This window comes from Streptomyces sp. Ac-502, assembly GCF_045222935.1.
GTDB lineage: Bacteria > Actinomycetota > Actinomycetes > Streptomycetales > Streptomycetaceae > Streptomyces > Streptomyces monomycini.
Map to the genome: position 1 here is coordinate 841,377 of NZ_JBHFFO010000001.1, position 14,720 is coordinate 856,096.

The 14,720-nt window shown below is 74.1% G+C and carries 8 protein-coding genes and 1 pseudogene; 2 read left to right on the forward strand and 7 right to left on the reverse strand.

Translation table 11 applies throughout. The features are described 5' to 3' along the window. The first annotated feature begins 43 nt into the window (after window positions 1–43). Together ACEXOX_RS03720 and ACEXOX_RS03725 are read left to right on the forward strand one after the other, a co-directional pair. Complete coding sequence (locus tag ACEXOX_RS03720) at window positions 44–2,158, forward strand: non-ribosomal peptide synthetase (RefSeq protein WP_406519077.1); 2,115 nt, start codon at window positions 44–46, stop codon at window positions 2,156–2,158. A gap of 11 nt (window positions 2,159–2,169) precedes the next feature. Next, entirely contained in the window at window positions 2,170–3,261 is a 1,092-nt protein-coding gene (locus ACEXOX_RS03725; RefSeq protein ID WP_406526216.1) for a thioester reductase domain-containing protein, read from the forward strand. A gap of 129 nt (window positions 3,262–3,390) precedes the next feature. On the opposite strand, the gene ACEXOX_RS03730 is transcribed toward ACEXOX_RS03725, so the two are convergent. The 7 genes and pseudogenes from ACEXOX_RS03730 to ACEXOX_RS03760 all read right to left on the reverse strand — a co-directional run bounded on the left by ACEXOX_RS03730 (window position 3,391) and on the right by ACEXOX_RS03760 (window position 14,668). Beyond that, the gene (locus ACEXOX_RS03730; RefSeq protein ID WP_406519078.1) at window positions 3,391–3,948 is read right to left on the reverse strand and encodes a hypothetical protein; all 558 of its coding nucleotides are present in this window, start codon (window positions 3,946–3,948) and stop codon (window positions 3,391–3,393) included. Between the two features lie 94 nt (window positions 3,949–4,042). Then, window positions 4,043–4,858 (reverse strand): annotated as a pseudogene (locus ACEXOX_RS03735) (UbiD family decarboxylase domain-containing protein); the annotation flags it as partial. 97 nt (window positions 4,859–4,955) lie between these two features. Beyond that, a complete protein-coding gene (locus ACEXOX_RS03740) occupies window positions 4,956–5,642 on the reverse strand; it encodes a non-oxidative hydroxyarylic acid decarboxylases subunit B (protein WP_406519079.1) in 687 nt (228 codons plus the stop codon). Between the two features lie 95 nt (window positions 5,643–5,737). After that, window positions 5,738–7,129: a phosphopantetheine-binding protein gene (locus ACEXOX_RS03745; protein ID WP_406519080.1), complete on the reverse strand. Its 1,392-nt coding sequence runs from the start codon at window positions 7,127–7,129 to the stop codon at window positions 5,738–5,740. 23 nt (window positions 7,130–7,152) lie between these two features. Beyond that, on the reverse strand, window positions 7,153–9,933 hold the full coding sequence (locus ACEXOX_RS03750) for an SDR family NAD(P)-dependent oxidoreductase (RefSeq protein ID WP_406519081.1): 2,781 nt from the start codon (window positions 9,931–9,933) through the stop codon (window positions 7,153–7,155). Further along, on the reverse strand, window positions 9,834–13,823 hold the full coding sequence (locus ACEXOX_RS03755) for a beta-ketoacyl synthase N-terminal-like domain-containing protein (protein ID WP_406526217.1): 3,990 nt from the start codon (window positions 13,821–13,823) through the stop codon (window positions 9,834–9,836). The genes ACEXOX_RS03750 and ACEXOX_RS03755 overlap by 100 nt, the downstream gene beginning before the upstream one ends. Beyond that, window positions 13,775–14,668: a beta-ketoacyl synthase N-terminal-like domain-containing protein gene (locus tag ACEXOX_RS03760; protein WP_406526218.1), complete on the reverse strand. Its 894-nt coding sequence runs from the start codon at window positions 14,666–14,668 to the stop codon at window positions 13,775–13,777. The genes ACEXOX_RS03755 and ACEXOX_RS03760 overlap by 49 nt, the downstream gene beginning before the upstream one ends. Between the last annotated feature and the right edge of the window lie 52 nt (window positions 14,669–14,720).

Below are 14,720 nucleotides of genomic sequence, written 5' to 3' on the forward strand. Positions count from 1 at the left end.
GGCGCTCCGACCGTGGTACTCCGACCGTTCCGAGGTATTGACCATGCTGCGACCCTCCCAGGTGCCCGGCCGGCCGGACCGGCACGCACCCTGGAACGACACGGCCACGCCGTACCCCCGCGACCGCTGCCTGCACGAGCTGTTCGAGGAGCGGGCGCTGGCCGCCCCCGAGGCGCCCGCCGTCCGGCACGGCGACCGCACCCTGACCTTCGGCGAGCTGAGCCGGCACTCCGACACCCTCGCCCGGCGGCTGCTGTCCGCCGGTGTCCGTCCCGGCAGTACGGTCGGTGTGCTCGGCGGCCGGTGCCCCGAGGCACTGGTGGCGTTCCTCGCCGTCGTCAAGTGCGGCGCGGCGTACGTGCCGTTGGACGACGCGTACCCGCCCGCCCGGTTGCGTGCGATGGCCGAGGAGGCGGACGTACGGGTGGCCGTCGCGCTGCCGGGCAGCACGAGCCGGGTGCGCAGGCTGCGTGCCTGTGTGGACGGCGGTCTCGCCGCGCCGGACCCGGAAGCGGACGCCCCGGCCGGAGCCCCCGACCCACCGGCCGGAGCCCCCGCCCCACCAGGCGTGACCGTCGCCCCGGAGGACTGCGCCTACGTCATGTTCACCTCCGGCTCGACCGGCCGCCCGAAGCCGGTGGCCGTCCCGCACCGCGGCGTCGTGCGGCTGGCCGCCTCCGGCTCCTGGCTGTCACCTCCGGCGCCCGGCGAGCGGGTGCTGCACGCGTACAGCTGCTCCTCGGACGCCTCGACGATCGAGATCTGGACGGCGCTGCTGTCCGGTGCCTGCCTCGTCGTCGCCGAGCGGGAACACCTGCTGTCCGTGGACGCGCTGGAGCGGCTGCTGCGCGAGGAGGACGTGGCGGTGGCGTTCCTGACCGCGGGGGTGCTGCATCACGTGGCCCGCACCCGGCCGGAGGCGCTGCGCAGCCTGCGGTTCGTCTCGGCGGGCGGCGAGGCGCTCGACCCGCGGCTGTGCCGCCGGGTGCTGTCCGCCTGCCCCGGGACCACCTTGGTCAACTTCTACGGGCCCACCGAGAACAGCGTCGTCTCCAGCGCGTACGTCGTACGGGAGCTGCCCGCCGACGCGGCCGCCGTGCCCATCGGCCGTCCCTTTCCCAACTCGACCTGCCATGTGCTCCGCGAGGACGGCACCCCCGCCGGGCCGGGCGAGGAAGGTGAACTGCTCGTCGGGGGCGACGGCATCGCCATCGGGTACCTCAACGACCCGGCGCTGACCGCCGAACGCTTCCTCGACGACCCGTTCGGCCCCCGTCCCGGCGGGCGCCTGTACCGCACGGGCGACCGCGCCCGGTGGCGGCCGGACGGCACGCTGGAGTACCGGGGGCGCCGCGACCGGCAGGTCAAACTGCGCGGATTCCGCGTGGAACTGGACGAGGTCGAGGCGCGGCTGCGCGCGCACGAGGCGGTCGCGGAGGCCGTGGTGGAGATCGACGGGGAGGGGCCGCGCGCCCAGCCGGTGGCCTTCGTGACGCCGGCCCGCCCCGGCGCGGCGGTCCCGGCCGATCAGGTGCGCGCCTACCTGGGGTCCTGGCTGCCCGCGCCCGCCGTGCCGGGGCGCATCCACGTCCTGGACCGCTTCCCGGTCACCGGGGCCGGAAAGGTCGACCGGCGTGCCCTGCTCGCATGGTCGGCGGTGCCCGCCGGGCAAACGCATGCGACCGGGAACGGCGACGCGAACGCAAACGAGCAACCGCGCCCGGAGGGGCCGGATGCCGCGGCTGCCGAAAGCGGCGCGGACGGCTCCGGTCTGCCGGCCGTGCTCGCCGGCGTCTGGGAGCACGTCCTGCGCGTCCGGCCCGCTCCCGACGACGACTTCTTCGCCCTCGGCGGCGACTCGCTGCTCGTCGCCGAGGTGACCACCAGGACCATGACCGCGCTGCACATGGACGCGGCGCACGGCACCTTCCTCGTACGCAGTCTGCTGCGGTCGCCGACACTCGGTGCGTACACGGCGGCGGTGGGCCGGGCGCTGCGGGCCAGCCGGGCCGGCCGCCGGACCGGCCCCGCGCCCGCGTCGGAGGCGGACTTCCTGCGGGAAGCGCGTCTCGGGCTGCGGTTGCCGCCGGTGCAGGGCCCCTCCCCCGCCCACGCGACCCGGCGCACGTCCTGGTCACCGGCGCCACCGGCTACATAGGCGCGTTCCTGCTGGACCGGCTCGCGCGGGTCACCGGCGCCGAGCTGCTGTGCCCCGTACGGGCCCGTGACGCGGCGCACGCGCGACGCCGGGTGTGTTCCAACGCCGCCCGGTACGGTCTGGACCTGTCCCCGTACGAGCAGCGGCTGACCTGCTTCCCGGCCGATCTGACCGTCCCGCGCCTGGGACTGACGGAAGCACGGTTCGGGCAGCTGGGCGAGACCGCCGACCTGATCCTGCACGCCGGGGCGCACGTCAGCTTCCTGCACCCGTACGCCGCGCTGCGCGCTGCCAACGTCGGCGGCACCCGGGAACTGGTCCGGCTGGCCGCCGGGCGGCGCGTCCCGCTGCACTTCCTGTCCACCGTCGCGGTGCTGGCGGGTTTCGGCACCGCCGGGGTGCGGGAGGTGGACGAGGACACCCGGCCGGCCCACGCCGACCACCTGTCGATGGGGTACGCGGAGAGCAAGTGGGTGGCCGAGCGGATGCTCGCGGAGGCGGCGGAGGCGGGGCTGCCGGTGGCGGTGCACCGCCCGTACGAGGTCACCGGCGAGGAGCACACCGGCATCTGCAACACGGAGACGGCCATCAGCTCACTGTTCCGCGTCATCGCGGAGACGGGCGTGGCGCCGGACGTGCCACTGCCGCTGGACTTCGTGCCGGTCGACCATGTGGCCGCCGCCGTGGTGCACCTGGCGACCCGCGAACCGGCCGACGGCCGCACCTACCACCTCACCAACCCCCGGCCGGCCCGCCTCGGCGACATGGTGGACCGGATGCGGGCGGCGGGTTACGGCATCCGCGAACTGCCGTATGACGCCTGGGTGGCGGAGCTGGTACGGCATGTCGCGCGCAACCCCGGCAGTCCCACGGCCCCGTTCGTCTCGCTCTGTGTGGACCGCAGCAACAAGTCCGACATCAGCGTGAAGGAGATGTACCTCGATGACGTCTTCCCACGGCTCGGACGCGCGAACACCGAACGGGGCCTGCGGGACAGCGGGCTGCGCTGTCCGCCCACCGACGCCGCCCTCCTCGACCGCTACCTCGCCTTCTTCCGCTCCAGCGGTTTCCTGCCCCCGCCGCTCCCCCGCGCCGGCGAGTGAGCCGACGGCGATGGCGCGGGCGACGGTGGAAAGGGCGGCGTCACGGATCGCCGAGGCTCGGCGCCCGGGGAGCCGTGGGCGCCCCGGGCGCGCGGTGGCGCGGGCGGCCGGCAGGTGGCCGCCGGGGGCTCACAGCGGGCGGGCGCCCGCCAGGAGTTCGAAGGTGCGGCGCTGCACGTCGGCCGGGTAGTTGTCGGCGAAGGCCGTGCTGTTCAGTTCGTCCTCGCGGACGCAGTCGAAGACGACGGTCGGCCCGGTGCCGGTGGCCCGTTCCTTCTCGTGGTAGCAGACCATCAGGTGCATGATCGCGGTGTCGGGCAGGACGTGGATGCCGTCGGTGGGGTGCGAGCGGGTGGCGAAACCCCACAGCACGTCACGGACGTCCGTCGGGTCGATGTCGCTGTCCAGGACCATGATCCGGGTGACCCACCAGCCGCCGTGCGGGAAGGCGTCGACGGCCTCGCCGACCGCCCGGCACAGCTCCTGCGACGACGTGAACGACGTCCGCTCGCGCCAGTCCGGGTCGACGGTGACGGCCAGCACGTGCACGGCGGTCTCCGGGATCATCCAGGCGGCGGCCACCGGGATGCCGGCCTCGCGCAGGTAGTGGGTCCAGCGGGCCGAGTGGGTCAGGCCGATCAGGGTGTGGTCCTCGTCCACCGGCTTGCCCGCGCACACCACCGGCATGACGGGGTCGTCGCGGTGGGTGACCGCGGTGACGTGGTAGGCGGGCAGCGACCAGCTCCCTCGGGGACGTAGCCGGCGAACTCCCCATCGGCCCCTCCGGCAGCAGTTCGTCGTGGTCGATGTACCCCTCGACGACGATCTCGGCAGTGGCGGGCACTTCGAGGTCGACGGTCCTGCACCGTACGACCTCGACCGGCTCGCCGAAGTAGGCGCCCAGGTAGGCCGCTTCGTCGACGTGCTCGGGCAGCGACATGGTCGACACCAGCGGGACGGCCGGCTCGGCGCCCAGGACCAGCGCGAAGGGCGTCCGCTCGCCGCGCGCCCGCCACATGTCGTCGATGACGCCGATGTGCTGCGGCGAGCCGGTGAAGGCGACGATCCGGCGCGCGTCGTGCAGCATGGCGCGCGCGATGCCCCAGTTGGTCCACTTGCGGTCCGGGCTGCGCAGCACGAACGTGCCGACGGTGTTGGCGTACCGGCCTCCGTCGCCCTGGTGGAGCAGCGGGAACGGCAGCTGGGTCAGGTCGATGTCGGAGCCGAGCAGGACGTTCTCCTGGCACGGGCCGGAGTCCAGGACGACGGGCGGTACGGGCGGTGCCGACTGCGCGGCGACCAGGCCGTCCATCAGCTCCCGCGGCGGCGTGTCCGGGTCCAGGCCCAGGGACAGCGCGAGCCGCGCGTAGGGTGCTCCCGGCCGGCTGCTCAGGGCGGCGGGCGCGGCGAGCACCCGGAAGCCGGGGCGGCAGCCGCGGATGCGGGAGAGGAGTTGGGCCGGGGCCCGGTGCTCGGTGGCGTAGCGGGCTATCGCGCCGATCTCCAGGACGGGGTCCACCTCGTCGTCGATCACGCGCAGGTCGTCGAGTTCGGCCAGGGCGTCCAGGTAGTCGCGGAGGCTGGTGAGGTGCTTCATGGGCGGCTGCTCATCCTTTGCGGGTGGGGGCAGGGCGGGACGGGGCAGGGCGGAGCGGGGGCGTCAGGAATGGGAGTGGTCAGGTGTACGGGGGTGGTCAGGGACGGCCGGGGGCGGGCGCCGGGGCCGCGCGGTGCCCCTCCGCGGCGCGGGCCTGCTGACGGGCCGCGTACATCCCGTTCCAGCGGTACGCCTTGGGCGTGTCGATGCCGAACTGGTCGAGCACCCGGGTCACCGTGTGTTCCACGATGTCGTCGACCGTGGCCGGGTGCTGGTAGAAGGCGGGCACCGGCGGCAGCATCACCGCGCCCATCCGGGCCAGCGTGAGCATGTTGTCCAGGTGGATCTCGCTCAGCGGCGCCTCCCGCGGCACCAGCACCAGCTTGCGGCGCTCCTTGAGGGTGACGTCGGCGGCGCGGGCGATCAGACCGTCGGCGTAGCCCATGCGGATCGCCGCCAGCGTCTTCATGCTGCACGGGGCGATCACCATGCCGTCCACGCGGAACGAGCCGGAGGAGATCGCCGCGCCCTGGTCCTCCGGGCTGTGGACGACATCGGCGAGCGCGCCGACCTCGCGCACGCTCATCGAGGTCTCCCACTCGATGGTGCTGCGCGCCCATCGGCTGATCACCAGGTGGGTCTCCACGCCGCCGTGCGCGCGCAGCTGCTCCAGCAGCCGTACGCCGAGCACGGCGCCCGTCGCCCCCGTGATGCCGACCACGAGCCGCGCCGGTGCGGCGCTGCCGCCGCCGATCATGTCTGTCCTGTCCGCGGTGTCTGCCATGTGTCCCTCATGTCGTCCGTGTACGGGTGCTGCCGTGTCGTGCGGGTGCCGGGGACGGCCCCGAGGGGCGGGGCCGTCCCGGCGTGCGAGCGGTGTCACCGCAGGTGTTCGGTGAGCCACTGGTGGACGGCGAGCGCGGTTGTCTCCGCGTGCTCGTCGAGCATCGAGAAGTGGTCCCCCGTCACCTCAACGCGGGCGTGCGCCGGCTGCCAGGCGGGCCTGCGGCCGTCTCCGAGCAGCTGGTCCACGGGGGTCCGGGCGGCCACGAAGAGGGTCGGTGTCGTCACCGGTTCCGGGCGCCAGCCGTCGAAGAGCTCCGCGTACCAGGCCATCGCGGTGAGTTGGTCGCCGTCCACCGGCAGTTGGGGGAACCGGTCGAGCAGCAGACGTGATATTCCGGCCATCCGGTGGCACAGGGACTCGCCGGTCAGGTCCGCTCCGCCGGTCGAGCCGGGCGAGTCGAGCAGGACCAGTGCGGCCGGCGGGGCACCCGCCGCCTCCAGGCGCCGTACGACCTCGTGGGCCGGCCAGGCACCGGAGGAGTACGCCGCGAGGGCGAACGGCCGTCCGGCGAACCGCCGGAGCAGGGCGTCGGCCTGTACCGCCGCCGCGTCCGCCGGTGTCTGCGGCAGCGCGTCACCGGTCCCGTAGCCGGGCTGCCCGGCGGTCCACACCTCGCGCCGGCCGCGGAGTGCGGCGGCGAACTTGACGTACTGGTAGGGGCCCGTGGGGGCGATGAGGGACGGCAGGCAGACCAGCGCGGGCCGCTCCGCGCCGTCCGCCAGCCGCAGGATCTCCGGCTCGTGGCCGGCCCCGGCGGAGGTGAACCGCGGCCGGAGCCGGGCCGCCGCGGTCAGCAGTTCACTGCCCTGCCGGAGGCTGCCGTCGCGCGACGCGGCCTGGAAGAGGGCGCTGACGGAGTGCGCCGCGGAAGCGGCTTCCGGGGCGGCGGGCGCCGGTTCGGCGGACACGGGCGTGGCGGGCACGGGCGCGGTGGCCGTGTCCTCCACGTCGTCCGCCGCCGCTTCCGGTCGCAATCCGGCGACCAGCGCGTCCACGCGGTCAGCCGAGGCGGTGAGGAAGTGGGCACACAGCTGGTCCAGGGACTCGGCGTCGAACAGCAGCGTGGAGGAGACCTCGCCCAGGTCCGCGCGGAGTGCGTTGGTCAGTTGCAGGACGAGGATCGAGTCCATGCCGTACGTGCTGAGCGGCTGGGTGGCGTCGATGCGCTCCGCGGGCACCCCGAGGGTTTCGGCGGCCTTGTCGCGGAGGTAGGCGGTCAGCGTCGCGGCGCGGTCGGCCGGGGCGGGGGCGGGGTCCGGTGCGGCGGGGAGGGACGGTTCCGTACGGACGGACTCTGTACGGACATGCTCCCCACGGACGGGCTCCCCACGGACGGGCTCCGTACGGACGGGCTCCGTACGGGCAAGCTCGGGCTCGGGCGCTGCCGGGTCCGCCGTACGAGCCGCCTCCGTCACCTCTGTCACCGGCGTCACCGGACCAACTGGCGTCACCGGAGCCACCGGCACCACCGACCGGCGCTCTCCCCCACGACCCGCTGCCGGGCGACCCCGTCGCTCTCCGCGGCGATGATCTGCTGCCCCAGCTCCCGGGCCTGCGGCAGGACGAAGACGACCTCCGGGAAGCCCTCGCCGTGCAGCACGTCGCGCCAGCTCTCGGGCGACAGCGCGGGCGATCCGGGGATGCGCAGCGGTGCGTCCTCGAACAGCCACCAGCCTTCCAGCAGGCCGAACGTGAGGTGGCTGAAGACGTCGAACGCCACCAGTTCGTTCAGCAGGAGCCAGCCGCCGTCGCGCAGGGCGGCCTTGGCGTTGCGCAGGGTGTTGCGGGTGTCGCGGGTGGCGTGCAGCACGTTGGCGGCGACGACCAGGTCGTAGCTGCCGGCTTCGATGCCCTGGCCGGCCAGGGGCTGTTCGGCGTCGAAGCGGGTGCAGGAGAGGTAGGGCGCGTCGGGTCCGTACGCGGTCCGCGCGTGGTTCAGGAACGCCTTGGACAGGTCGGTGTAGGTGTACGTCTCGATGTGGTCCCGGTACGGGCGCAGCGCGGCGAACAGGCCCACGCTCGTACCGCCGGTGCCCGCGCCGATCTCCAGGATGCGCAGGCGTGCCCCCGGGTCCTGGCGCAGCCGCTGCGCGACGATGTCCACGGCGGCATCGGCCAGTGCGCGGTTGTAGGTGTCGGCGACCCGGTTGTCGCGGTAGCAGCCCTCGACCAGTTCGACGGAGCCGCGCGGGAAGAGGATGTCCGTGGGGCGGGTCCGGCCGGTCAGGATGTCGGGCAGGGCCCGCAGGGTGGCGTCGACCAGCTCCAGTTCGGCTTTCTTGTCGGGGTCGGCCGACCAGGCGGCGCGGCGGTCGTCCCACTCGCGGAAGAGCGTGGCGAGCGGCGGGGCGGTGTCGGGCAGGACGCGCAGGGCGTGTTCGAGCCAGGTCGTGTAGCGGTCGTGGAGGCCGGCCAGGCGGCCGATCCGGCGCGCGTCGTCGCGGGTGATCTCGCCGGGGGCCGGGGTGTCCGGGCCGACGGCGCCGAGCGCTTCGAGGTGGCCGCGGAGCATCCGGGCGAGCAGCGGGTCGCGTGCGGTGCGCCGCCAGTCGGCCACCGCGCGCAGGTTCGCGGCGTCACCCGTGAGGTCGTCCGCGGCGCCGAGGGTCACGCGGGCCGCCGGGGACCGTCCGTAGACCGTGGTGCGGGTGCCGGGATCGACGGCCTCCAGGGCGTCGGGCCGGGTCAGCTTGGTGAAGCTGATCTGCGGCTGCGGGCCGCCGAGGAGGGTGCCGAGCGCGTCCATGGCCTCGGGCGGTTCGATCGAGGCGAAGCCCCAGGCGGTCATGCGCCGCCGGTGGTAGTCGGAGGAGGCGCTGCCCAGGCTGCCCCACCAGCCCCAGTTCATCACCTTGACCGGGCAGGTCCAGTGCCGGGACAGCTGGTGGGCGTACGCGTCGGCGAAGGTGCAGCCGGCCGCGTAGTTGCCCTGTCCCGCGGCGGTCGTGAAGGACTGGACCGAGGAGAAGAACACCGCGAAGTCCAGGGGTTCGCCGTCGAACACCTCGGCCATGGCCGCGCTCACGCCGACCTTGGCGGCCAGGCTCGTCCGCAGGGCGGTCTCGTCCATCTTGGCGAAGCTCTGGTCGCGCAGGACGAGGGCTGCCTGTACGACGCCGTGGATGTGCGGGTGGCGGGCCTTGATCTCGGCGTGCGCGCGGCGCAGTGCCACCGGGTCGGCGGCGTCGGCGGAGAGGTAGCGGACGTCGCCACGGCCGCTGACGGTACGCAGTTTGGCGTCCACCGACGCGTCGTGCGGGCTGCGGCCGATCCAGATGACGTGGGCGCCGTACCGTTCGACCAGGTGCTGGGTCCACGCGGTGCCCACGCCGCCGGCGCCGCCGATCACGACGTACACGCCGCCTTCGCGGTACGGGACGGCCGGGACGGGACCCGTGTCGCACGGGGTCCAGCGGCGGACGAGCCACTGGCCCGCGCGCCGTGCCCAGGTGTCGCCCTGGGAGTGGGCCGGGAGCGCCGTGACGGCGGCGAGCCAGGCGTCCGGCTCCTCCAGGGTGCCGGCGGGTTCGTCGAGGTCGACGCGCCGGACGGTCCAGTTGGTGTACTCGCGGCCGAGCGAGCCGAAGAGGCCGTGCAGGCCCGCGTGGGCCGGGCGGATGTCCTCGGCCGCGTGGGTGGCCAGGCCGCGCCGGGTGACGAGGGTGATGCCGAGCGGGCGGGCGTCGTGGTCGGTACGGATCAGGGCCTTGATCATGCGGAAGGCCGCGACGACGCCGTCCTCCTGTGCGGCCACGACGGCGGCCGCGTCGGTGAGTGCGGGCGCGGCCCCGGGGGCGAGCCACAGGAGGTGGTCGACGGGCCCGGCGGCGGCGAGGAACGAGGTGACCTCGTCGAGCGGCGCGGACGGAGCCAGGGGCCAGGCCGTGGCGCGCGGGTGCCGGACGGCGACCGCGGCGCGCTCGGCGGCCGTACCGCCGACGACCAGGACCCGGTCGGTGCGGGACGGGACGGCCGCCGCTTCGCCGCCGTCCGTCCCCGTGCCCGGCAGCGGTTCCCATACGGGCGCGAACAGGGACGGCAGCGGCTCCTTCACCCGGCGCGAGGTGTAGCCGGTCATCCGGACGCACACCGCCCCGTCGGTGTCGAGCAGATCGATGTCGAGCTTGCTCAGGGCACTCGCCGCGCCGTCGTCGGCGACACGGACGACGGCCCACATGGAGTCCGCGCAGGGCGCGAAGAGTTCCAGCCGCTCCAGCGCGAACGGCACCACCGTTTCGCGGGACGCCTCTCCCCGGCCAGTTGCAGGGCGATCGACGCCTGTACGGCCGAGTCCATCAGCGCCGGGTGCAGGACGTACGGCGTGGCGGGCCGGCCGGCGGCGTCGGGCACGTGCAGCTCGGCGAGGACCACGCCGTCACCCGCGTACGCCGCGCGGACCGCGCGCAGGGACGGGCCGTGGGTGATGCCCATCGCCACCAGCGCCGTGCTGATGCGCTCGGGCGTCACCGGCGTCGGGCACTGCGCGCGGAGCGCCGCGAGGTCGGTACGGGGCGGGCGCGGTGTGTCGGAGCGGCTGACGCGTCCTTCGGAGCAGACGGCGGGGTCGGTGGTCCCGGAGGTGACGCGGAAGGAGACGGTGTGCTCGTCCACCGGGGTGACGAGGACCGCGGCCTCGGTGGGCGTGCCGTCGGCGACGAGCGGCTGGACCCAGGTGATGTCCCGGATGCGCAGCGGTGTCGTGGCGTCGGCGCCGAGCACGTGCCGGGCCGTCTCGCGGGCCATCTCCAGGTGGGCGACGCCCGGCAGGACCCGGCGGCCGCCGACCTGATGGTCGCGGAGGATCGTTTCCTCGCCGGTCAGGACCGTTACGGTGCGCACCGCACCGGCGGTGCCGGGCACGGGCGACGGCGCGCCGGCCGTCGGGGAACCCGGTGCGGGCTCGGCGGGCCGTGCGGCGGCAGGCCGCGCCGGCGCGGGCCGGAACGCTTCCGCCCGGGCGGGCGGGGTGTCCGTCGCCCAGTGGCTCTCCTTGGCGAACGGATACGTCGGCAGCGGCACGCGCAGGTAGGCGCCGGGCGCGAACAGCGCGCTGGGGTCGAGGTCGTGGCCCCGTACGTAACGCTCGGCGAGAGATTTCATCCCGGCCAGGGTCTCCGCGTCCGTACGGCCCGATGCGCCCTCGGTGCTGCTGAGGCTCGCCGCGCCGCCACCGGAAGCGCCCGGTCCTCCCGTGAACGCGTGCGGCCCGTCGAGTCCTTCGTCCAGGACCCGCAGCAGTTCGTCACGGTCCTGTACGACGCAGGCGAAGCGGTGCGCGAAGTGCTCCCGGCCGACGACCAGCGTGTGGGCGAGGTCGCCGCAGTCCGTCGACGGCTCGCGGCGGCAGTGCGCCGCCAGGCGCGTCAGCTGTTCGGCCAGCTGGTCGCGGGAGTGCGCGGACAGCACGACGAGGTGGCCCGGGGTCCGCGGGCGGGGCCGGGAGCGCGGTACCGGCGGTGCTTCCTCGACGAGGACGTGGGCGTTGGTACCGCTGGCCCCGAAGGAGCTGACGGCGCCGAGGCGCGGGACGCCGGGCAGCGCCTGCCACGTGTGGGTACGGGTGCTGAGGTAGAAGGGGCTGCCGTCGAGCGGGACGGCCTCGTTAGCCTTCTCGAAGTGCAGCGAGGCGGGGATCTGCCGGTGCCGCAGCGCGAGCAGGATCTTCAGTACGCCGGCCACGCCCGCCGCGAACTGGGTGTGCCCGAGATTGGTCTTGAGCGAACCGAGCGCGCAGTAACCGGTCTTGTCGGTGCTCGCCCGGAACGCCCGGGTCAGCGCGCCGAACTCGATGGGATCGCCGAGCTTGGTGCCGGTACCGTGCGCCTCGACGAGCTGGATGTGCCCGGCGTCGACGCCGAAACCGTCGTACACCTCGCGCAGCAGGCTCTCCTGCGAGACGGAGCTGGGGGCGGTGATGCCGTTGGTCGCGCCGTCGTGGTTGGTGCCGCAGCCGCGGATCACGCCGTGCACGTGGTCACCGTCGGCGAGCGCGTCGTCGAGCCGCTTGAGGACCAGCACCCCGACGCCCTCGCCCGGCACGAAGCCGTCCGCGCGGTGGTCGAAGGTGTGGCAGCGCCCGGTCGGCGAGAGCATGTTGGCGCGCCCGGCCAGCTCGTACAGACGCGGTGTGGACTGGACGAAGACGCCGCCCGCCAGCGCCATTTCCGTCTCACCGGACCAGAGGTCCTTGCAGGCGAGGTCGAGGGCGACGAGCGAGCTGGAGCACGACGTGTCGACGGCGACGGCCGGGCCCTTGAGGTTGAGGAAGTACGAGACCCGGCTGGGGATGAAGGAGGCGGTGTTGCCCCAGAACGCCTGGGCGGGGGCGTCGGCGCCGATCAGTTCGGCGTAGTCGCCGTTCCAGCAGCCGACGTAGACACCACAGCGGCGCTCGCTCAGCTGCCGGCCCGCGTACCCGGCGTCCTCCAGGGCCTTCCACGACTCCTCCAGCAGGAGCCGCTGCTGCGGGTCCATGGTGGCGGCCTCGACGCCCGAGATGTTGAAGAACAGCGGGTCGAAGGCGTCGATACGGTCGAGGAAGCCGCCCCGGGTGCAGCGGCGCGCCGCGTCGGCGGGGTCGGGGCCGGACAGGTCCCAGCGGGTGGCCTCGGTGACGAGTTCGTCGCCGTCGACCAGGTGGTCCCAGAGGTCGTCCAGCGTGTCGGAGCCCGCGAAGCGTCCGCTCATGCCGACGACGGCGATGGGGGGCCGGGGGTCGGCTGGCGTGGCGTGGCCGGGCCGGGGGCGCGTCCCGGTGGCGGGTGCGGGGACGGTGGCGGGTGCGGGGGTGGTGGCGGGTGCGGGGGTGGTGGCGGCCTGCTCCGGCGTGCCGGTGAACGTGATGGTGTCGCGGTGGTCGGTCAACAGGTGGGCGGTGAGGCGGTCGGCCGAGCTGTGGTCGTAGATGACGCTCGTCGACAGGTCCAGGGAGAGCGCTTCGTTGAGTTCGTGGACGAGGCGGACACCGAGGATGGAGTCGACCCCGTAGTCGGCGAAGGCGAGCGCGCCGTCGATCTCGTCCTCGCCCATGGCGAGGGCTCGCGCCAGCTTCTCCCGCACCACGCGGACGACCCGCTCGTCCAAGGGCTCCAGGGGCTCCGAGTCCTCCGCGATCACCGGCTCGACGGCCTGCGGCGGCGCGACCGGCGCGCCGTTCCACGCGGCCTCCTCGCGCACCGGGTCGAGATCCCCGATCCAGTAACGGTCCCGCGTGAACGGATACGTCGGCAGCGCGACCCGCCGGGGTGTGTCCGTCCCGTGCAGTACGCGCCAGTCGAGCGGTACCCCGCCCGTCCAGAGCGCGGCCAGCCGGTCCAGCTTCCCGGCCCGTACCCAGCGTTCGACCAGCAGTTCCTGGAGGTCGTCGTCGGTGGCCAGCTCCGCGAAGGCGCCTTGTGCGCTCCCGGCGGTGCCCCGGTGGACGCCCGGCACCGCGTCCGCGCCGTCGAGGTGGGCGAGCAGGGCGCTGCGCAGGTCCTGTGCCGAGGCCGCGACCACCGCGAGGCGTTCGGTCATGGCCTCGCGTCCCGTCTGGAGGGTGAAGGCGAGGGCGGCCGGGTCGGTGTCCTTACCGCTGTCGCTGCCGAGGTGGGCCGCCAGGCGTTCGGCGGAGCGGCGCAGGTGCTCGGGGGTACGGGCCGACAGCACGAAGAGCTGGTCACGGCCGGCCGCCGTGCTCGGCGCGGGACCGGCGTCGAACTCCTCCAGGATGACGTGGGCGTTCGAGCCGCCCGCGCCGAACGAGGAGACCGCCGCGATCCGCGGGCCCCCGGACGTCTCCCACGGTGTCAGCTCGCGCTGTACGAAGAACGGCGTCTTCCCGAAGGCGATGTTCGGGTTGGGTTCCTCGGCGTGCAGGCTCGGGACGAGCTGCCGGTGCTGGAGCTGGAGCACGGCCTTGGTCAGCCCGGCGATGCCCGCCGCGGCCTCCAGGTGACCGATCGCCGATTTCACCGAGCCGATCGCGCAGAACTGCCGGTCCGCCGTGTCCTGTTCGAAAGCGCTGGTCAGGCCCTTGATCTCGATCGGGTCGCCCAGTTCCGTACCGGTGCCGTGCGCCTCGACGTAGCTCACGTCACGCGCCGCGACGCCGGCGCGCGCCAGGGCGTCGCGCAGCAGCTCCGCCTGGGCCCGGGGTTGGGCACCGTGTAGCCGTTGGACCGTCCGCCGTGGTTGATGCTGGTACCCCGGACGACCGCGCGGATGTGGTCGCCGTCGGCGAGGGCGCGCGAGAGCGGCTTGAGCAGGACGCAGCCGACGCCCTCGCCCGGGACGAATCCGTCGCCGCCGCTGCCGAAGCTGCGGCAGCGGGCGTCCGTGGACAGCATCGTGGAGCGGCAGAGTTCGACGTAGTCCAGCGGGTGGAGGTACAGGTTCACCCCACCGGCGACGGCCATCTCGCAGGCGCCCCGGTAAAGGTGCTCGCACGCCTCGTGGACCGCGGTGAGCGACGCCGAGCACATGGTGTCGATGGTCAGGCTCGGCCCGCACAGGTCCAGGACGTACGACGTACGGGCGCTGAGCGAGGCGAAGGACAGCGCGGGGACGACGGTCTCGCCCGAGGGGAGGCGCCCCGCGCCGTGCCGCCCGTGGCCGGTCTTGGTGACTCCGGCGAACACGCCGACGCGCTTGCCGTGCCGGCGGGCGATCTCCTCGCGGGAGTACCCGGCGTCCTCGAACACCTGCCACGCCGCCTGGAGGAACAGCCGCTCCTGCGGGTCCATGGCGTAGGCGTCCCGCGGCGCGATCCGGAAGTGCAGCGGGTCGAACGCGGCGAAGTCGTCCAGGAAGCCGCCCCACTTGCTGTAGCTGCGTCCGGTGGCGACGGCCTTCTCGCGGTCCGGTTCGAAGAAGCCGTCCAGCGGCCAGCGGTCGGCCGGTATCCCGCCGACGCAGTCCCGTCCGGCCTTCAGGTTCTCCCAGAACGCGGCGGGGTCGGCGGCCTGCGGGTAGCGGCCGCTCATACCGATGATCGCGATGGGTTCGCGGTCGGCGGGGGCGGGGGAACCGGGCGCG

Coding starts and splice junctions, on each gene's coding strand:
- ACEXOX_RS03720 (WP_406519077.1), top strand. CDS start 44: ATGCTGCGACCCTCCCAGGTGCCCGGCCGGCCGGACCGGCACGCACCC.
- ACEXOX_RS03730 (WP_406519078.1), bottom strand. CDS start 3,948: ATGCCGGTGGTGTGCGCGGGCAAGCCGGTGGACGAGGACCACACCCTG.
- ACEXOX_RS03740 (WP_406519079.1), bottom strand. CDS start 5,642: ATGGCAGACACCGCGGACAGGACAGACATGATCGGCGGCGGCAGCGCC.
- ACEXOX_RS03760 (WP_406526218.1), bottom strand. CDS start 14,668: ATGAGCGGCCGCTACCCGCAGGCCGCCGACCCCGCCGCGTTCTGGGAG.